Genomic DNA, 21382 nt, shown 5'->3' with positions numbered 1-21382 from the left:
TCTAGCATGTTTATCTGTTAAACTTGTACCAATCAAAGTTAAACAGTTTGCAGCCTTTACGTCCTTTGAATACAAAATAAATATCTTGTATTCCTGTGACCGGTTTTACAATATCAGTCTGCAATGTTTTCCAGCATTCCCAACCTCCCGTTGAAGGAATAGTCAGTTCCGCAATTAATGGTCCGCTTATACTGTCTGTACGTACTTCAAGTGTCCCGCCACGAAGGGCACTGGCAACGGTAGCAGTAAACCATTTGGGGGATTTTTTGCCGAAATCCACTTCACGTACCTTTATATAATCTCCATTATGAATTTCAGATATATATATACCGGTTTTCGCATTGGGTTCAGACTTCACACCTTCAGAAAACGCAATAGTTTCAGCTTCCATCCTTTCGTAAGGATTGAGCATACCTACCGGTGACACCCCTTCCCGGGTAGCATTAATAATCGGGAAAGTACCGTCAGCATTATACTTAAATTGCTCCACCGCCGCACTTCGCCCGAAGCCTCCACCACCCGGCAGCTTACCCGTATGATAGAAGAAATAAGAATTGCCTTTATAGTCTATCACTCCACAATGGTTAGTAAACGAACCCGTATCTTGTAAAGGCATGATTTCTCCCATATACTTCCACGGACCAAGAGGTCCGTCACTCATGGAATAGGCAATATGTTCGGGTACACCTCCGGCAGCATAAAGAAGATAGTATTTTCCTTCCCGTTTATGAAGCCATGGACCTTCTGTATAAGTATCTTTATACTTAACACCTTTGACACGCTTTTCCGGATTGGGTGCACCAAAGCTCTCAACAGTCTGTTCCAGTTTGCCCACTTCACCTTTCAAGGAAATCATGTCGTCATTCAGTTCTACATAATAGATATTCGGATTTCCCCAATACAGATAAGCACGACCGTCATCATCAATGAAGACCGTAGGATCAATATAGTCCCAGCTTCCGTCATGAAGCGGTTTGCCGATGGCATCTTTAAAAGGACCGACAGGCGAATCGCCTACCGCCACACCGATTGCCATCGTATTGGAAAGTTTGGAATGCAGGCAGACATACCAATAAAACTTACCATTACGTTCGATGCACTGTGCTGCCCATGCACGGTCGTCCGCCCAGTCGAATGATTCAATGGCGAGTGGAGAGCCGTGATCGGTCCAGTTCACCATATCTTTGGTAGAGTATACGCGCCATTCCTGCATCCAGAAGAAATCGGCTTTATCTTCATCATGTCCCGTATAGACATACAATGTGCCATCATGCACCATAGGAGCAGGATCTGTAGTAAAGCAAGTTTGCACAATCGGGTTCTGTGCCGACAGTCCTCCTTCGGTCATAACCGAAACGAGCAACAGTGTGGCTGCGATAAATGTAGATTTCATTTTCATGCTATTTTCAGTGTTTAAATAAATGTGGTACAAATTCTTTCAGGCAACGTCTCCAAGTGAGCCACTCGTGTGCCGTGCCTTGCGATTCATAATAATCGACTTTGATTCCCAGTTCCTGAAGGGAGTCAGCCATCTTCTTTGTGCCCATTTGTTCCTCCGTGCCACAGCCGAGAAAGAAATAATTTACTTTCTTATTGAACTTGTCCGCATCCGCAAACACTCCGTTAAAACAAGTCTTCATATCCAGACCGAAAATCGCCCCGCTGAAACTTCCGATATAAGAAAACTTATCGAGATGAGGCAGAACCGTATTGAAAGTCTGATGTCCTCCCCACGAGAGTCCTGCCATAGCACGGTGTTCGCGGTCGGTTTTCGTACGGAATGTCCGGTCTATCATAGGAATCAGGTCTTTCAGAATAACGTCATAAAAGGTGGCGCCATACAAAGCCCGCTCCTCGTTCACATCTTTTCCCGAACGCGGCCGGAACGGAGCTTCCACATCACCGCTATCCATCACCACGAGCATCGGCACACACTGACCGGATGCAATCAGGTTGTCCATAATATGATTCATCTTTCCCTGCGTGCTCCAGCCGGTTTCATCTTCACCCATGCCATGTTGCAGATACAATACCGGATAGCGCTTCTTCGGATGAGTTTCATACTCTGCCGGCGTATATACCATACACCGACGGAACTCTTTCTGCGTTTCGGAGTAATACGTACAGGAACGAACCTGCCCGTAAGGTACCTGTTGAGGACGATAATAATCCCCCTCCTCACCTTCAGGGATTTCGATGCCACTTGCCATACGGCAACAACCGAAGAACGTATAACTGGAAGGATCTGTTACCGACACCCCGTCTGCAATCAGGAAATAATAATGGAATCCTACAGGCAGAGGGTTGGTCGTTGCCGTCCAGAGTCCTCCGGCATCTTTCCACATATCATACTTCTTTCCGCAACAATCCACTTGTAGCCTGTTAGCCTGCGGAGCATAGAAACGAAAATGAGCACGCCCCTCTTTATCCACCCGGGGATAGTCATATCCCGGAATATTAGTGGATGCCGGTTCGGTAGTAATCCCGGAGTTTGGTTCCTTCTCCAACAAAAGGAGTCGTTTCTCGGCATACCGAACTCCCAATTTCCTGTATCCCTCTGCCGTGAAATGCAAATTATCTTCTGCGGCAGGACAGCCCGAAGAAGGAATCACGTATGCGGTCGGAATCACTTGCGGCAGCGTATTGATTATCTCATTCATGCTTGCACATCTGCCATTCTGGTCGGCATGCACTACTTCTCCCGCCAACAAGGGAACATCTTTTGCCTGAAGATTCAAATCCCTCAACAAATTCTCATAGAATCTCTTTACCTTTTGAGGCCACTCTTTATCACCGGTATTAGACTCGCCCTGATGCAAGAGGATACCTTTAATCACTCCCGCTTTTTGTGCTTCTACAGCCAATTCCTTTAGTCTACGGTAAGGATTATTACCATACGCTTTCGCGGTATTTTTCAGCCATTCCGGTTGAGAGGCAATATGCTCTTCGCAATTCTCCTCATCAAACAGTTCAATCCTGCAACCACCTACAGCTACATTGATGACACCTACCTTAATATTATCAGGCAGCCTTTCCACTAACGTACGTCCGAAATAATCGGCCGGTGTTAACCCTGTATGGCAACGTACCAACGGAGGAATAGCCTTATACCACTGTCCTTTGACACGTCCCAAAAACGGACAATCAACAGCCGCCATCATCAGAAAGCGTTCATTGACATTGCACGTATCCTGGGCCTCGATCTTTGCATTCCCTTCCATATTGGATTGTCCCAGACAAAGATAAATATGGAAATTCGGGTCTTGTGCAAAGGCAAATATGCCTGCACATAATAAACAACTTAATAATATAATCTTCTTCATCTTGTAACAAAACTGATATTATTATTCATCCATTTCGGCATACTCTTTAAACCAGTGATAAATAGCCCACGGGCACGCTTCCGGATCATTCAAAAAAGTATAGTTTCCCGGTTCACCCGCTACATCCTTAAAAGCAGCCAGTTCATGAGACTTTGTAGTAAAGAACAGCCAGGAAACATTGCCGGATTGATCGGCTATGTATTTGAAATTAGCTCCAAAACCTTCGCCTTTCGCCACTCCCGTAATACTTTTCCCCCATGTTGCATCATATTTCTTCGGTGCCCAGTCTATCTCAGTCACCATGACAGGAGCAAAACTAGCTACCGGACCTACTTGCTTGTCCCAACCACGTTGGAAAGGTTCATATCCCCCTCCTGTAGAGGAGCCATTTCCTTCACCACTGTCCTGTTCGGCATCACTTCCATACCAGCCCGGATAACAGTGTACGGCAAAACCAATATTTTCTCCTTCGATACGATGGTCTTTATAGCCACTATACTGAGATTGCCAGCCCAATCCGGGTACCCAAATGATATTGTTACAAGCATTTCCACGTATTTTATCAACAATCGCCTGAAAATACTTTTGCATATTGATGAAGCAAGCATCACCGTCACCACCATATTTACCGTCTGTACCTTTTATATGAACGGGTTCATTAGCCAACTCGAACATAATCCCGGGATTATTCTTCACAACAGCATTCTGCGATACAATGTCCCATACTTTCAGCAGAAACTCCTGATAAGAATCTCCCAACTCTATACCTAGATACCTGTTATCTTCAGTATCACCTGCATGTGGACAAACTCCCGGCGGGCGCATCACCACATACATCCCTTTAGAAATAAAATATTCCGCCATCGGGACAAATAACTCTTTCAGGTACTTCTTGAAACGTGTTTCCGAGAAACGTTCATGTCCTTCATAACGCACATAAGGCAACGTAGTATCATCACTCCAATAAGGATCCATGTGCAGACGTACAAAGTTAAATTTCCATCCGGCAGCCAGTATTTTATCCACCATACTTTTGTTATAGCTAAGACAACTGCTTACATCATAATTACTCCATGCGTTGTTATTAAAATAAGGACTATAAGTCTGCGTAAATCCATGCAAGTTGACAATTTTCCCTTGTTCATTTTTCAGATAACGTCCCTCTACATGTAAAGGAACAACCAGCTTCGGAGAATCAGGATCATCATCCGATTCATCACCGCCGGTATCATCACCGGGTGTTGTTTCTTCTGTTTTTTTTTCGTTTTCCTCTTGCGGAATTTCATCCTTGCCACAAGCAGAAAACAACAGACAAGACAAAGTTAATATACCTATTATTCTTTTCATAATTTCATCAATCTATTTAATTACATCTATTTAAAATAATAGCGGAGCTCTATCGAGAGACTCCGCTATCCGGACGAGCGTGCCTAATCTAAATCAGCATAAACTACATGATAGTTTTCTATCTCATTTATTTACTGGCAGTACCATTTCTCAAACCTTCAAGGAAACCGACATAGACAGGTTTGCGGTTGTAATTCAAATCCCACAGACCAATTGGCTGGCCTTTTCTCCAGAAGGAGTTTTCAGAAGGGCTGTCTGTCGGGCTCCAATGAGTGATGCCATATTGCTGTGCCACCGGAATAATCTCAAAATATTTCTCAATAATGAACTGATAGAAATCAGACATATTCTGCTGCATTTCGTCTGTCAGATTCTCTGTCAGTATCGTTTCACCAGCTGCATCGACAATACCCATATCCAATTCTGTGATCTTTATGAGCTTACCGGTAGAAGCTAACAGGGTAAACATATTGATAATGGCGTTTTCCTTACTAGCCTGAGTAGCAGGATTCATATAGTAAGACACATGCATTTGAGTACCGATACCGTCCACCTTTGTTTCCCCGTCAGACTCCCAACGTTCGATCCAATGTATCAAGCTCTTTAACTTCTTATTCTGATCCCAGTCGGATTCCAGATTATAGTCGTTAATAAAAAGCTTCAACTCATCAGGGTTACCACCGGACTCCGCAAAATACTTACGCGCAAACTTAATCGGAATACGGGCGTAATCATCACCCAAATAATCCTGCCAATAGAAGTTTTCACCGGAAACACCATTATCATCTGTTTGAGAAGCTGACTGAAGATCGTAATAGCCATCCCCATCCGAATCTTTTCCGGAAATAGGTTCATTCACGACATCCCATGCCTTAACATAACCACCGCAAGATTCCAACATACCTTTAATCCAACGTTCCAGTTCGTTCGTGAGGATTTCTTCTTTCTCTTCAGGAGTCAGAGGAATCGTATTACCTGACTTCTGCCAATATATAGACAAATCATCAATATAGATGGTACCGGCATACTTCCCATAATTAAAAAGAATACGAGTAGCCGCATCTCCCGTGCAGTTGGTAAATACAGTAACCTCTTCCCATTCTGTTGTAATTGGTATGGAAGGGAAGTCACCACGCCCGGCAAATCCGTCCGGTTTTTGAAAGACCGCCCCAATACTACCTGCTACACTGCCTTTAATCTTCATCTTTAAAAAATAGGTAGTCCCTTCTGTCAAAGGAGCTGAAAAATCATAGCCAGCCTGTGCTTCCCAAGAATTTACTTCCGACGGATTTGTCATTTGATGTACTCCGTCAATCACCTGCCGAGTCGAGTTATTTCCCCAACCCATCATAGCTGTTCCGCTTGAAAAGTCATCCTCTAATATATATACATTAGTTAACACGGATCCACTTTCCTGGACCTCCTCTATCCCATAAGCAAAATCAATCCAACTCGCTTTACTCCATCGGGACAGATCTTTGCTTTCTTCGAAAGTAGAGTTCATAATCAAATTTCTATCAGAGCCCGAGGCAGTCAATGTTAAATCATCAAAATACAAATCACCGCCAAACAAACCGAAACAGAACCGTAACCTATCGATATCAGCAGAAGGTGTAAACGTGAATGTGTTAGTTGACCATTGCTCACCCGCTGAAAAGGTCCCTGCACCATATTGAGTGTCAGTCCCATCTTTCTTCCCCGGCCAGAACGGAAAGGTTATAGCCGAAGAAGCCTTCATCCGCACACTTATAGTATATTCTTGATTTGCTATTAATGCTTCATCCAAATCATAATACAATTCCCAATCCCATACATTCGCTTGAGGCTTCGAGGTTTTTATATGAAGTGCGATTTCTGAACTACCAGGAACCGGTTCCGGTTCTTTATCCGCAATCAGCCCATTCAAATAAGCATTTTGCTGCTGTGAATGCCAACAGAGCGTATGCCCGTAAATACTAATTCCTGTTTCTTTTGCAGTTTTCACAAACTTCTTGACTGTGCCGAAATCCATATTTCCTTTGGCATCTACACAGGAGCTATATTTCATGGCATTACCAGCCGTCACGTCGTCATAGTTGTTGACAGTCAAAGTATAAACCAAATCTTGCTTCAAGAAATCACTCACCGTGACCCCCGTTCCCAACTTGAAGTCGGGATGGGAGATACGGTCAATATATGTTTTCAAATCACCATATTCGTTCAAGTACTCATACTTTTTCAGACTCTCCGGTTTCTCTGTCTTGTAGTCCGCAAAAAGCGCATCCGCACAAGATACAGTTATTCCGGCAACCATAGCAAGCAGTAAAATTCTATTATAGTATTTCATATTCTTCTAGATTTAACGATTAATTCTTCACATAGATCGGCGTAAAATCTTCTCTTGCCACGCCACGACTATGCGCAACCAGTGTATCTTCTGTTTCAAGCTTTAATCCATTACTGAAATCCACAGTATACTTCAAATAAATGGCATCACGGTCTTTATTACCCCAACTATTCTTCTCACCGTCTTGAACAAACTTACCAGTACCAGTAGCCGTAACGCCGTCCAACCCGGAAACCACACATTCATCGCCATTAAAAACCAGCAGCAACTTATAACTGATATTACGCGGATTGTCTGTTGTCCCTAAATTGGTAGTAACTGTAAGAATGGTTTCAGTCAAAGATTTTGTTACAGTCTGACATATTTCATCATCTTCTACATACTCGTTATGGCGATCATTCTCGGTAGTTGTCCCGTTTTCTGTCACTTTGTCCACGCCATGACGCAGATACTTACCAGTCCATTTATTGATGTATTTCACACAATAAAGTACATAATCCTGTGGTTGCACCAACCACACTGACGAATTACATCTGACGGCTTCTGCCCCTTCGGACAAAGTACCATTCAAAATACGGTCAGCATTAGTCACGCCTGTCATTACCAAAGGTATAACATAGGTAGCGGTCAATGCTTCGGGATCAGCAAAAAAAGCATCAGTAAATGAGACTTCCACACCATCCATCAATACATTCTTCAGAGTGATCTTATCATCAGATAATGTATAGTAGTTGGAAGGCATAGCTTTTACTGGCACATTTTCAGATGCAGAAGTATACGAATAATAAAGGTTATCACACAATGTATTGTCTACTTCAATATCTATCGTGATATCCTTCTTATTAGCATAAACACCGCCCATAGTAGCATTAATCTTACATTTATGAGCATTGTCCAGCGTCGTATCATACTCATCTTCACCCATAACCAACGTTCTCACCGGATACTGGGTTGCAAAATAGACTGAAGTGCCGCCCTCATAATCAGGAAATTCATTATCTTGATTTTCACAGGATGTCATCGTCCATGAAACAAAGACTCCAACTGACATGGCAAATATTAATTTAATTAATTTCATATGCTTCATTATTTATTATTTTACAATTATTTCCAACCGACATTCTGTTCCAGATTGCTCCACTTCATTACTTCAGCAAAAGGTATTGGCCCGTAAATCATATACTCCTCATACTTTCTTTTCTCTACCGTAAGCGGAGAGTAGTTCATTACAGAACCATTCTTGCTTATTTCCACCCCAAGAGCAGTTTCATTCAGTTTGGTCAAATCAACATTCCAGCGACGTAAATCCCAAAAACGGAAATTCTCAAAACAAAGTTCGATACGGCGTTCATTACGGATTAGTTCACGCATCTTGTCTTTATTATCCTTTATGCTCTCCAAATAAGCATCTCCATTATCGAGACCTAAACCGGCACGCGTACGAATGGCTTTGATTACATCATAAGCACTAAAAAGATGTCCATGATTATTCTGTGGTCCCCAAGCCTCATTAGCCGCCTCCGCATAAATCAGAAACATCTCTGTATAACGGATACGTGCGGTATAATGCTTCTTCTTTGTATTATACTGTGAATTAGGGTTACACTCTTTACGCAATAGTTTCCGCAAGTAATAACCTGTACGAGTAGACCTTCCGCTTTCCTTATTCACAACGTCTGTATTCGTTCCGTAAGTCCCTGTAATAATTTCCGTATCACTAGGACCTTGCTTGCTACCATTGTAAACGATGTATTTTGCCAAACGCGGATCACGGTTATCATACGGGTTTTCTGCATCGTAATTGCCTGATGTTTCAGAAATAGGGTAACCGTTCGCCATAGGAAAGGCATCCACCAGATTCTGGGTAGGATTGACACGACCGTTTCCGTAAAGTGATGGAGGGAAGTTAGCTGTTTCCAATGTATTATTATCATCTGTACTACTACGCCAAATAACCTCAGCGGGACTGCCGCCCGTTCCATAATCTTTATCCGCAAGTGTATACCACTCCAATCCATCTGCATCCAGCCCGCAGCCGCCGCCACCGTTAGCTTTCTCTATAATTTCAGCAGCATAATCGGCAGCTTGTTCCCAAGTCATTCCCGACCCGCTTTGAAATGCCGGACTGGCAGCTAACAGAGCCGTTTGTGCACGGACTGCCAATGCAATCCGTCCGCTCATCAACCCTCTATATTCTTCACCACAAACACGCCGATAATCACTCGCATTCGTCACACCGATGTTTTTATATTTTTCCGGTATCTCACTATCTGCAAATTTCTTATAATCGAGCGGCAATAATTCGATAGCCTTATCAGCATCTTCCATTATTTGCTTCACGCAATCGGAATAAGTGGCACGAGCATGATTAAAATCCGCATCCGGTCCTTCCGATTTCAAAATAATAGGTACTCCCATCAATGTGCCGTCCGCAATCTTGCCACCATGTGCACGTAACAAATAATACATATGCAGTGCACGCAACCCATAAGCCTCTCCTTTCAAACGATCAAGAAACATGGTAGAGATACGTTCATCTTTTGCCCATTCTACCTTATCTACATTCTCCAAAAAAAGATTGATATACTGGATAGCATTGAAACGATTCTGCCACTGGGAAACCGGATTATTATTGGCAGTCCAGGAACCTGTAGCCATTCGCAGATAGTTACTGGAAATCTCATTAGTCACAGCATCATCCGTAGCCAAGTCACTTGTAGGTGAAGTTTCGTAAGGAAGTATAATATAAGCGTTCGCAAGTATACCCTGCGCATAGCTCGGTTCTTTATACATAGCCTCAAGATCTCTGTTGTTCTCCAGTGCCGGTTCAAACAAATCGTCACAAGCAGTCAGCAGAGGTAAGAAAGCCAATAATTTGAATATATTTTTCATAATTTCGTTCTTTAATTATTGAAATAATCTGTATTAGAAAGTTGCAGTCACACCTAAATTATAGAAGCGGCATTGCGGGCTGGAGCCAACATTCAATTCCAGCGCCTTGCGTTCCTTGGATATTGTGAGCAAATCAGAACCGCTGATATATGCGGATACTCCATGAACAAAACTATTCTTAAACCACTTGGAAGGCAGGTCATACGTGACCTGTACTTTTGCCAAACGGAAAGCATCCGTCTTATACATCCAGAAGTCGGAAGAATAAAAGTTATTAGTTCCACTTTCTGTAGTCAGACGCGGATAAGTAGCTGTTGCTGCCGTTTCCGGAGTCCAACGCCCCCGGACTACTGCCGAGTATTTATCTTCACCGGATATCCAATAATAAGACTCGTTGTTTTTCATGGCATGTCCGCCAAACTCACCTGTACCCAATACAAAGAAAGTTAATCCTTTCCATTTAGCAGTCAAGTTTATACCCAACGCCAAGGGAGCTCCATACCAACCTCCACGAGCCAGATAAACCTGATCTTTATCATCAATTATACCGTCATTATTCTGATCTACATACTTCAAATCACCCGGTCTTATTGTACCGCCAAGACGCTGTTCTGGAGAATCGATGATGTCCTGCTCATCCTTGAAGAATCCGATGCACTGTAATCCCCAAATACCGTCAACAGCATATCCTTTACGGTATTGGTATTTATCCTGATACAATTCATCCCGCTTGGTAGCTTTTGTTGTATAGTAAGTTCCGGTAACGCCCGCTGTAAAATCAACCTTGCCGAAACGTTTGTTGTAGTTTACGTTGAAATCAAATCCCATGCGACGGTCATTATCGTAGTTGATGTACGGACGAAACGAAGCAGTCGGATAATAAGTGAAGAAATACTCCGGATACTGAGTAGTAGAAGTCACGATTTTACCTTCGATTGAATTAACAAAGAAAGATGCATCCGCTGTTATCATCCGGTTCCATAAAGAAGTTTTCAAATTAACTGAAAGCTCTTTACGCTTGATAAAGCTCAAGTCTTCATTCGCCCCTTGTTTGGAGTTAGTAGAGTGTAGGGATACACTCTCGCGCCATCCCCACCATGCACCGTCCGACTGGTTGTAATAACCATCATACATATAATAGTTGTCAATTCCCAAATCCGTATTCAAGATACTGCCGGACACACTCAACATCAGTTCGTCCACTACCGGAGAATTTTCCAGAAAGCTCTCGTTTGATAATTTCCAGCCCAATGTCAAAGAAGGTGAGAAAGCATTACGATGTCCCGGAGCCAACTTTGCAGAATGTATAACAGCCCCACCAAAATCGGCATAATATTTATTGCGGAAGTTATATCCCAACTGCATGCCCAAATTTACATTGCTTGTCTTATGATACTCTCCTGAATAACTTTGTTGATAACCAGAGGCTATTAACATGGCAGCCAAATGATGATCATCATTAAAAGTGTTTTCGTAATCGAACTGGCCGGAGAATAAAACAGTCTGGTTATCCGAACTGCCGCTGATATTCTGCACACCGGACTTCTTGTCCTCATTGTATTTTGTCAAACCGACAATAATATCTTTCCCGCCATTATTAGACCAAGTAGGCGCATATGTGGCATAGCTGTTATTATAAGAAGTAATATAAGCAGTAGAGTAATCTACAGAAAACCGAGTATGAAAAGAGAGTCCTTTCAACACCTTGTCCAAACCAATGTTCACTCCCGCATCAAACTGGAACGAACGATCTGTTGCTTTGCTATAACCTGAAGCATAATAATCGCCAAATACATTTGTCATATCAGATTGTGTTCCTGCCAAAAAGTATTTTCCATCAACTATATTATTGCTATTCGCCACCAAATCCCATGCACTGGCTGCATTTGCATCAATATAGCTCAACGGAATCAACGGAGAAATACGATTGGGACGCAATGTAGATGCCGCACTCCAATAATAAGACCCATTGGCACTACGACGTGAATAGAAAGATACTTTAGCATTCACATAAGCTGTAATAAAGTCATTCAATGTCAAATCTACGTTACCGCGAATATTTAAACCATTGGTCCCATTATGCTTCGCTTCACCGATTTTGAAAACGTCATTGGAACGAAGATAATTTATATTCGTATAAAAATGGGCACGATGATTGCCACCCGAAATTTCGGCTGTAACATCCGAACGATTATATGCCTTCTTGATATAGTCCGACGAATACATATTCACATTAGCATAACGATAAGGATTCTCACCGGATCCATAATGGTAAATATCCTCCGCGCTATAGAGAGCACCGAGCCCGTCATTGGCACGTGCTTCATTATAAAGAGTCATGTATTCGGCCGAACCTAAATATTCGGGGTAACTCTTTGCGACATAAAACCCTGTATTGGCGCGTACATCTACTTGAAGATCCGTACTCTTACCTCTTTTAGTTGTAATCATAATTACTCCTTTAGCCGCACGACTTCCATAGAGCACCACAGCTTGCGCACCTTTCAAAAAGGTTATTTGGCTGATTTCCGTAGGAGAAATATAATCAATATTGCGAGGTACCCCGTCCACCAATATCAGCTTTTCATCCATTCCCCACAATGAGTTACCATTATAACCACCGACATATCCCTGCATATCGGTCAAGCTCCATGTATTGTAATTTTTCTTCGTCAATTCCTCTACATTTACTACTGAGGCACCTCCTAATAAATTGTTCTGAGAAACCTTTCGGAAAGCTACCTGCACCAACGAATCGTTTTGCAGCGAACTTGCATTATCCCCTGCCAACTCTTGTGCACCGGCAGAAATAACAACCGGAAAAACAAGCACTGCACTGAGAATGAATCTTCTATATATATGTTTCATTGTTTATTCATTTATAATTATACATTCAGTAACCATAAGGGATTACCATCCCGGATTCTGCGGGAATTCAGCATACAGATACACGTCATTATCCAATAAGGGGAACCAGTAATGCTTCGTTCCAAATACCCGTTTCAAAATAGTCTCCTCACGGAAGTTTCTCACTTCTGCCTCTGCCGGATCATTATTCTTATAAAAGTCTTCATTCTCTACACGTTCGAATTCTTGTGAAGTCTTAATAGTATAGGGCTCTTCGGTCAGCAGCAACCAACGCTGCAAATCGTTAAAGCGGAAACCTTCGAAAGACAACTCGACAGCACGTTCACGACGAACTTCATCCATAAATTTCTGGGAATTGGAAATATATTCCGGACAAAGAGTACCTTTTTCATCACCCGGTTCCCCTCCACCAACAGGGCCTACTCCCGCACGTTTACGCAAAGTATTGATCGCATCTTCAGCCGTTTTACCAAAATTCGTAGATTTACCTGCAGCACCGTCTACTGCCGCACAAGCCTCAGCATACATCAGATAAATATCCGCCAAACGCATGTAAGGTAAATATGTATGCAGGTTACCCGACCAATTATAGAGTCCGTCATATTTATTAGCCTGATGCGGTACTAATTTCTGGATGAAATAGCCGGTACGGCTAGCATTGGCCACGGCTCTCATAGCTCCGCCCGTATACAGAGTGCAATAGCGCAAGAATTCCTTGTCTGCTTCAGGAATAGCTGCATTGACATAATGGAATCCGTCAAAAACTATGTCATGATAAAAACGGGCATCACGATTTCTAAATGGAAAATTCTTTCTAAAACCGGATTTTGTTTCATCTTCACTCAATGGCAAACCGTTCTCCATACCATATAAATTCACATAGTTAGCAGTAGGTTGGTGGATGATATTATCATGTTCAACCAAACCATAAATTTTAGGTCCCCACAACTTGGTCATATTCCAGTTACTACCGTTGAAGTCTTCGGACGGACCACGGAAAATAGCTTCTGTAGTACCCGGCATTTTCCAGTTCTGACCAGTAGTATAGAATATTTCAGAATAACTATTAGAAGCAGATGCCGATTTGGTATGATTATAAATATCACTATAATCAAACTGCGCCAATGCATATTGCGTCTGCCCGCTTTCGACAAGTGTCAGTAACTCTCCAAATGCCTCTGCTGCTTTTTTTGCATATTCTGTATTGTAATTGTAAGTATTGCTTCCACCTAGCTGCGCACCATGTTCCATCAGAGGGCTGGCAGCCCAAAGATAATTCTTGCCCAGATAGCCTAATGCCATAATCTTGTTGATACGCAAATCATTCTTACCCGCGGTTTGTTTGCCAACAGTTGTGTTATCCCAATTAATAGGAAGCAAATCCGCTGCCATACGGAAATCGACTGCTGCTTTATCTGCACATTCCTGATAACTCAGACGTGGCAAAGACATTTTCTCTGTAGCAGATAAGACTGTATCAATATAAGGCAAGCCACCAAAATATTGCATCATTTCAAAGTGCCACCATGCGCGGAAAAAATAAAGCTGACCGGCAATCAGTTTTTTCTCCTCATCCGTAGCTTCCGTTAACCTTTCTAGATTAGCGATACCGATGTTAGCCTTACGTATACAATACCATGCATGTGGCCACAGTGAATGTTTAAACTTAGCATTGCCGTCACTGTTCGGATGATAAGTAGCCGTAGGATCACTGCCGGTACGATAGAGCCAGCATTGATTATTGGTAGACCATGCACGGAAGTTACCCAAATCGACCTGATGCGTCATGTGGCTGTCACCTTCCGGGTTGAATATTTCATCATCTCCCCAGTTCCAGGAAGTAGTATAATTGTTCTTCTCCTTATCAGGAATACAGTTGTATATTTCCTCGATAAACCCCTGAAAATTCCTAAAGTTCTTAAATGCTTCGTCTTCAGATACAGTAGAGTCAGCTTCCTTGTCTAGATAGTCCTCACAAGATGAAAATCCCAACGAGAAGAGCAATAAGCTACCGCATAAAAGAGTTCTATATATTTTTCTCATAGTACTTTGATTATAATGTAAATTTAACACCTAAGTTGAAACGTTTCACCGTAGGATACGCCCCTTGATTACCCGAACCTGCAAAATTCGATTCACGGTCGTCCGGCATCTTAGACCATACCCATAAGTTGTTTCCATTTAAGTAAATCTTCAAATTTTTCACCCCGAGTTTTCGCACCCATCCATCTGTAAAGGTATAGGCTATCTCCGCATTTTTCAGACGAATATAAGAACCGTCATAATAGTATTGCGTACCATTACTGTAACCGCTCACCTTTGACAACCAGCGCGGAGTTACAACATCGGCCGCATCGCCAGCCTCAGACCACCAGCTACCCTGGTCATACACCGTATTCATCTGACTGCCAAAACTGGTCAACTGAACGACACGAGTCACATTGTTTACACCATAGAACTGAACAAAAGCACTAAATCCCTTCCACTCAAAGCCAAGAGTAGCATTATATGTGTTCTGTGGAGTATCAGAGTAACCGTAAGGAGCTTGGTCCTTGCTGTCGACGACACCATCCCCATTGAAATCGACAATATAATAGTCTCCGGGAAGACGTTGTGAATTGTTTGTATCATGCTGCGGGCTACCAATCACATCGTCATAAGAATTCAAATATCCATTATCAATATATGCCTTATTCTGACCAATGGCATAACCAGCCACCTTTTGATACCCAGCCAACAATGGAGCATCGTCTTTTTCAAGTATCTTATTTTCCGCATGGGTCATGCTCATATTAGCCCAAACGCGCATCTTATTGGAAAATGTCTTGTTGATACGAAGTTCCAACTCATAACCTTTGGTTCTAACCTTACCTAAGTTAGCAGTAACTGCTGTAGTACCAAAATAAGAAGGAATAGCCCGATCGCTTCCACCCACCAGAATATCAGTACGTTTATCACGAAAGACTTCCACGCTACCTGCAAACAAACCATCCAAAAAAGAGTAATCAACACCAAAATTCAATTTCTTTACTTTCTCCCAATGCACATCAGAATTACCTACTGCTGATTCACGATACCAAGTATATGGACTTTCACCACGATCTACATCCAAAGACGAGGTTCCGCCGTAAGCCCATTGGTTCATATACAACCAACGTGTTTTTACATTATCATCACCGATTTCACCATAAGAAGCACGAATTTTCAACATATCCAAAATTCTGCGTTCTTTCAAGAATTTCATAAACGGTTCTTCACTAACCATCCATCCGATAGCACCGGAATTAAAGAATGCAAAACGATTTTCTTTGCTGAACTTCTCGGAACCATTATAAGCACCATTATATTCAATAAAATACCGATCCGCCCAATTATAAGTAGTACGGAATGCCCAGTCTTCACGATAGTGAGGAATTTCACTTCCTGTAGCCGTTTCTTGACGACTGAACAATCCCATAAGGGTAACATTATGCTTTCCAAAACTACGGGCCCAATTTAACTGTGCCTGATAATTAAGGTTACGCTGTGTCGCCCAATTCTTGACTTCACCACCTTCCGTATTCCACATTACACCCTGCATAAAATCAAAACCTGTATTGTTGTCATACGACTTTTTATAACTGACCTCCCCTGTATCCGGATTAATCCATTTATGTTGTGCGTCGTTATATAGGTCATTGATACCGCGCTTCCATTCTACAAAAGTATTATCCCAAGAAACCATAGCCCTTGCACTCAATCCTTTCGTTATAAAGCTCAAATCCTGTTCCAATGCAAAGTCAGTTGTTATCTGTGTAGTAGTGGTAGTCATCGTACCTCCCAATGAAACATTTTCTGCAGAATTGGTAACATTCGAAATATTCGGATAATATCCCCATGAACCATCCGAATATTTTGGAAGAAATACATCCGGAGCAATATTATACGCCCCCGCCCACTGCTGGGCAATCGACCAGTCGGCCGAGCTATCATAATTGGAATTATTATAAGGAGTTTTCTTGTATCCATTAGAGCCCGCTACATTAACCTTAAAAACAGTACTCTTGGTTATCTGAAAATCCAGATTACTACGTACATTAATTCTGTCATATCCATAACCGGAATTATAATCACGCCCATTATCAAATACATCGAACAAGTCCCCCTCATGCACATAATCGACAGAAGCGAAATATTTTACAAACCGAGTTCCACCGCTGACATTCACATTTGCATTGTAGGACATCGCATAGTCTTTGAACAATACATCCTGCCAGTCCACATTCGGATAGCGTTCCGCTTCTTCCAAATTTGCCGGATTACGATACTTATTAATTATTGCCTGCGGCTTTATGTACGACCATGAATCCGGATACAAGCTCAACTCATGCTCAATAGCCATATTGCGCGCCATCAAAGCATCATAAGAATCCAACTTATTAGGAAGCTTGGAAGGTATCTTCATCGTGGCATTGGCTGCTATATTTATTTGGGCAGCTCCCTCAGTTCCGCGTTTAGTCGTTACCAAAATGACACCATTTGCACCTTTCACACCATAAACAGCAGTTGCAGAAGCATCCTTCAAGACAGAAATAGATTGTACAGAAGCAATATCCACACTGCTCATCGGACGTTCTATGCCATCCACCAGTACCAACGGGTCACTATTATTCCATGAACTAGTCCCACGTATTGTGATTTTCGGTTCTTCTTCACCTGGCATACCGGAACTTTGAGTCGTTATAACCCCCGGCAGGTTACCGGTTAACGCCGCACCAATATCAGAAATACCAGCCGCCCGTTCCAATACTTTTCCAGTGGTCTGCGTGATAGCACCTACCACACTCGCTTTCTTCTGTTGTCCGTAACCTACAACTACTACTTCTTCCAGTTGTTTAGTATCATCTTCCAACACCACTTTAAAAAGACCTTTGGAAACCACTTTTACCTCCTGTGGTTTCATTCCTACATACGAAACAATAAGGGTAGACTTCTCATTGGGTACAGTCAATACAAAATTTCCATCTATATCTGAAATCGTACCTATTGAATTATTACCCTTTAAAACTACTGAGGCTCCAATGATTGTCTCACCATTACTGTCAAGAACCGTTCCCCTCACCGTTATCCCTTTCTGTGCTGATGCTGTTACAAAACTAAACAACATAAGGAGAAACAAGTAAGGAATCTTTTGAATTTTCTTCGTTACATTTTTCATTACCATTAGTTTAAGATGTTAATTAACTACATTGTTTTCTAATCATCATTCTTTTTTTAAGTGCGTTAGCCATCATTATAAATATCACTCATAATTACTAGCATTATATTTATATAAAAAAAATAATTATTTGCAAGTAGCGTATAATCCAATTGTAGTACCGGTAAATCCACCAGCCGTTGTAGTAGAGAGATAACTAGGGGCTACATCTTTACAAAGCAGTTTCCAGCTTTTTTCACCATCAATAGAATAATAGAAATCGTAACCAATTCCTTGAGATACTAATTTCAAATATACTTCATTTGTATCTGCGTCTATTTCATCTGAAGCCAATGTCTGTTCCTTTTCACCGATTTGTTTCAGAGAAATATTTTTATTCTCACCCACTTTATTCAAGCAGAAGAAATATTGACGCGTCTCATCTTTAAACAACAGCATTCCGGCTGTTTCCTTATCGTTAGAAGGATTGAACAACATACGGGTAGCACATTCAAATTTATGATGTTGTAACCGACGGCAAACAAATGCCGGAGTTTTCTTTTCCGTAGCGCTAATATCTGCACACTTCAAGGTCAGATATCCGGGCGTTTCCGTCAATGAATATAAATCGGAAGCAGAAGCTCTTAAAGTCATCCATGGCATATCAAGTACAGGAGAATCAAAGTTCTCTATTAACTCGAAATTACCATAAGTAACTGTCGTATCGCGTTTCGCACCTTCACGTTTTACAATCATAGGTACTAAATCATCTCCTTGTGTCATGTACGGGAATCCGTCTTCACTCCATTTCACCGGCATCATAAATGTTTCACGTCCCAAATTCTCAAACTGATTATTAATAGGGCGACAAGCCAGAAAAACAGCCCACCAATCTCCCTCCTTTGTTTGAATCAAGTCTGCATGACCAGCACAGGTTACCGAATTAGGACGGTCAGAATTCAAATGTCTTTGCGTCAAAATCGGATTGTTTTTCCATGGAAGAAACTTACCCATCGGAGAATCACCACGGAAAATCACTTCCGAATGCCAGTTTCCCGTTCCACCTTCGGCGGACATCAAGAAGTACTTTCCATTTATTTTATATAAATGAGGTCCTTCTATCCAAATTGGTTTGTCTGCCGGTTGAGCTCCTTTGTTTACAAGAATTTTACGGGGACCGATCGTCTTATCTGTTTTCACATCAAACTCTTGTATGCGTATGGTACGGTGTCCGCTATATTCAGGCTTATTATCCGGAGCCTCATCGTTATTCACGATATACGCCTTACCATCTTCATCAAAAAAGAAAGAAGGATCAATACCACCAACTTCCGGCAACATGACAGGCTCTGACCATTCACCAAACGGATTTTGTGTCTTAACAAAGAAATTTCCGGCCCCTACATTGGTAGTCACCATATAATAGGTCTTATTATGCGGATTATAGGAAATAGCCGGAGCAAAAATACCGCCACTCACTTTCTGCCCTTCCATATTCACTAATTGCGAAGCACGATTCAACACATGCCCTATCTGTTTCCAATTCACCAAGTCCTTGCTGTGAAAAATAGGAACACCGGGGAAATAAGTGAATGTAGATGTTACTAGAAAATAATCACCTTTTCCATTTGTACAAACACTAGGATCAGAATACCATCCCGGCAAAATAGGATTATAGAAATAGTCTTCACCTGACAGAGGATTGGAAATATAGAAATCATCATTTCCCTTATAAGAAAAATAATCAAAGAGAGCCACAGATTTTCCAATAGCCGATAATTGTTGTTCTTTCTTTGAGTTACATGACATCATTGTTATCCCCAACATAAATATGGAGAACCGGACGATTGACATTAATTGTATTACCTGTGTATTCTTCATAATACCTCTTATTTTCTTTATAATCAAATATGAATTACTGATCTTTTTCTGCAAAGATATGCCAGCTTATAAAACTACAAACATAATTATGTTACGGGCTTCTTTTCCTAAATAACATCTTCATTTTCAATGTTACATCTATCTTTCCCCTTGTAGCACGCCCTAATAATTACACTGATTATAAGCACATTACAATCTTATTTTTTTTGAATAAAAGCTATTCAAATTCCCAATAATCCAGATTGAAAAGTTTGTTTCCTTTCTCTCCTTTAAAGCAGAAATAAAGATCATGTACACCCTTTGCATTCTTTATCCGGCATGACATCTGTTTATATATATCCAGTCCTCCTGTCGGTGATATACTGACACTGCCTATTACCGGACCTTCAGTGCTGTCCAGACGAATTTCTATCATTCCGCCTTTTTCAACACAAGCTGCGCTTACACTGAATTTCTTTGCTCCCTTCTTGCCAAAGTCGACACCACGCACACACAGATATTCATTATCATCAATATCGGTTATATACAAACCACCATTCTTATGATTTTCAGCTTTAAGACCATATCCCCAAGCCATCGTTTCAGCTTCCACTCTACGGTAAGGATTAAAGTTTTCAATCTGTTCCAGTTTCGTCTCCTGCCAATAAGGAACTTCCTTAATAGTTCCATCCGGATTATAATGCATTTTTGCAACAGAGACCGAACGGCGTTCCTTATGATCCAAAGTCTCCAAATGAAGCAAATCATAATTTAGGCCAAATACATAAGAACTACCTTTATAATCGATAATTCCAGGATGATTTCCTCTACTCCGCTCTGTTGGACGCATAATATATCCTTTTGTACTCCATGGTCCGGTAGCTTTGTCGCTCATGGCATAGCCAATCCCTTCCGGACAACAAGTAGAAGCGAAAGCCATATAATAATGACCGTTACGTTTATATACCCACGGTCCTTCCTGATAATGTTCCGGCCTATCAGCCAGTTTTACTATTTCTCCTGAATATGAAATCATATCCTCATTCAGTTTCACATAATAAACATTCGGATTGCCCCAATACATATACGCTTGTCCGTCATCATCAATAAATACAGTAGGGTCAATATCATCCCAATGCTCTTTTTGCCAAACTAACGGTTTGTTCAAAGGGTCTTTAAAAGGGCCGTAAGGAGAGTCGGAGACCAATACGCCAATACCATTACCGTGAATCGGACAATACATATAAAATTTGCCATTACGTTCGATGACTTGTTCTGCCCAGGCACCGTTATCACGTTTCACCCAATCAAAACTCTTCAGAGAAGCGACAGCTCCATGATCGGTCCAATTCACCATATCGGTGGAAGTATAAAGTAACCAGTCCAACATTTTGAATCCTTCGGCATCATCCTCATCATGAGTTGTATAAAGGAAAACGGTATCATTATATACCATCGGAGCCGGATCAGCGGTATATTTTGTCTGGATAATAGGATTTTGTGCCACTCCTGAAGTAGCGGCAGTCATTGCCAACAAAAACGACATGCCTAAAAATTTTAAGTTTCTCATATTCTTTTATTTTAAATGGT

Annotated in this window: 10 protein-coding genes and 1 pseudogene; all 11 read right to left on the bottom strand. The window is 41.7% G+C overall.

What is annotated here, in order from left to right; translation table 11 throughout:
* Positions 1–10: 10 nt before the first annotated feature.
* Complete coding sequence (locus tag HMPREF9010_RS10590) at positions 11–1399, bottom strand: glycoside hydrolase family 43 protein (RefSeq protein ID WP_008649499.1); 1389 nt, start codon at positions 1397–1399, stop codon at positions 11–13.
* Positions 1400–1406: 7 nt separating this feature from the next.
* Positions 1407–3323 (bottom strand): sialate O-acetylesterase, encoded by a 1917-nt coding sequence (locus HMPREF9010_RS10595; protein WP_008649498.1) that lies wholly within the window; start codon positions 3321–3323, stop codon positions 1407–1409.
* A 33-nt stretch (positions 3324–3356) separates the two neighbouring features.
* Positions 3357–4670 (bottom strand): annotated as a pseudogene (locus HMPREF9010_RS10600) (glycoside hydrolase family 5 protein); the annotation flags it as partial.
* A 127-nt stretch (positions 4671–4797) separates the two neighbouring features.
* Complete coding sequence (locus HMPREF9010_RS10605; protein WP_004324537.1) at positions 4798–6996, bottom strand: endo-1,4-beta-xylanase; 2199 nt, start codon at positions 6994–6996, stop codon at positions 4798–4800.
* Positions 6997–7015: 19 nt separating this feature from the next.
* Positions 7016–8074, bottom strand: coding sequence for a DUF5627 domain-containing protein (locus HMPREF9010_RS10610; RefSeq protein WP_008024360.1), 1059 nt, complete (start codon positions 8072–8074; stop codon positions 7016–7018).
* 26 nt (positions 8075–8100) lie between these two features.
* Positions 8101–9888: a RagB/SusD family nutrient uptake outer membrane protein gene (locus HMPREF9010_RS10615; RefSeq protein ID WP_004305123.1), complete on the bottom strand. Its 1788-nt coding sequence runs from the start codon at positions 9886–9888 to the stop codon at positions 8101–8103.
* Between the two features lie 33 nt (positions 9889–9921).
* The gene (locus HMPREF9010_RS10620) at positions 9922–12756 is read right to left on the bottom strand and encodes a SusC/RagA family TonB-linked outer membrane protein (RefSeq protein ID WP_004305124.1); all 2835 of its coding nucleotides are present in this window, start codon (positions 12754–12756) and stop codon (positions 9922–9924) included.
* A gap of 42 nt (positions 12757–12798) precedes the next feature.
* Complete coding sequence (locus HMPREF9010_RS10625) at positions 12799–14799, bottom strand: RagB/SusD family nutrient uptake outer membrane protein (RefSeq protein ID WP_032846732.1); 2001 nt, start codon at positions 14797–14799, stop codon at positions 12799–12801.
* 10 nt (positions 14800–14809) lie between these two features.
* On the bottom strand, positions 14810–17959 hold the full coding sequence (locus HMPREF9010_RS10630) for a SusC/RagA family TonB-linked outer membrane protein (RefSeq protein WP_008649495.1): 3150 nt from the start codon (positions 17957–17959) through the stop codon (positions 14810–14812).
* A 120-nt stretch (positions 17960–18079) separates the two neighbouring features.
* Positions 18080–19813, bottom strand: a complete 1734-nt coding sequence (locus tag HMPREF9010_RS10635; protein WP_032852769.1) for a glycoside hydrolase family 43 protein — start codon at positions 19811–19813, stop codon at positions 18080–18082.
* A gap of 217 nt (positions 19814–20030) precedes the next feature.
* Complete coding sequence (locus HMPREF9010_RS10640; protein WP_004305128.1) at positions 20031–21362, bottom strand: glycoside hydrolase family 43 protein; 1332 nt, start codon at positions 21360–21362, stop codon at positions 20031–20033.
* Positions 21363–21382 lie beyond the last annotated feature (20 nt).

Source organism: Bacteroides sp. 3_1_23, assembly GCF_000162555.1.
Lineage (GTDB): Bacteria > Bacteroidota > Bacteroidia > Bacteroidales > Bacteroidaceae > Bacteroides > Bacteroides ovatus.
The sequence above is the reverse complement of the archived record's forward strand: the minus strand, read 5'-3'. Positions and strand labels throughout refer to the sequence as shown.

Excerpts from the sequence above, each read along its gene's own strand:
- HMPREF9010_RS10610 (WP_008024360.1), bottom strand. The coding sequence starts at position 8,074 with ATGAAATTAATTAAATTAATATTTGCCATGTCAGTTGGAGTCTTTGTT.
- HMPREF9010_RS10640 (WP_004305128.1), bottom strand. The coding sequence starts at position 21,362 with ATGAGAAACTTAAAATTTTTAGGCATGTCGTTTTTGTTGGCAATGACT.
- HMPREF9010_RS10625 (WP_032846732.1), bottom strand. The coding sequence starts at position 14,799 with ATGAGAAAAATATATAGAACTCTTTTATGCGGTAGCTTATTGCTCTTC.
- HMPREF9010_RS10595 (WP_008649498.1), bottom strand. The coding sequence starts at position 3,323 with ATGAAGAAGATTATATTATTAAGTTGTTTATTATGTGCAGGCATATTT.
- HMPREF9010_RS10620 (WP_004305124.1), bottom strand. The coding sequence starts at position 12,756 with ATGAAACATATATATAGAAGATTCATTCTCAGTGCAGTGCTTGTTTTT.
- HMPREF9010_RS10635 (WP_032852769.1), bottom strand. The coding sequence starts at position 19,813 with ATGAAGAATACACAGGTAATACAATTAATGTCAATCGTCCGGTTCTCC.
- HMPREF9010_RS10605 (WP_004324537.1), bottom strand. The coding sequence starts at position 6,996 with ATGAAATACTATAATAGAATTTTACTGCTTGCTATGGTTGCCGGAATA.
- HMPREF9010_RS10630 (WP_008649495.1), bottom strand. The coding sequence starts at position 17,959 with ATGGTAATGAAAAATGTAACGAAGAAAATTCAAAAGATTCCTTACTTG.
- HMPREF9010_RS10590 (WP_008649499.1), bottom strand. The coding sequence starts at position 1,399 with ATGAAAATGAAATCTACATTTATCGCAGCCACACTGTTGCTCGTTTCG.
- HMPREF9010_RS10615 (WP_004305123.1), bottom strand. The coding sequence starts at position 9,888 with ATGAAAAATATATTCAAATTATTGGCTTTCTTACCTCTGCTGACTGCT.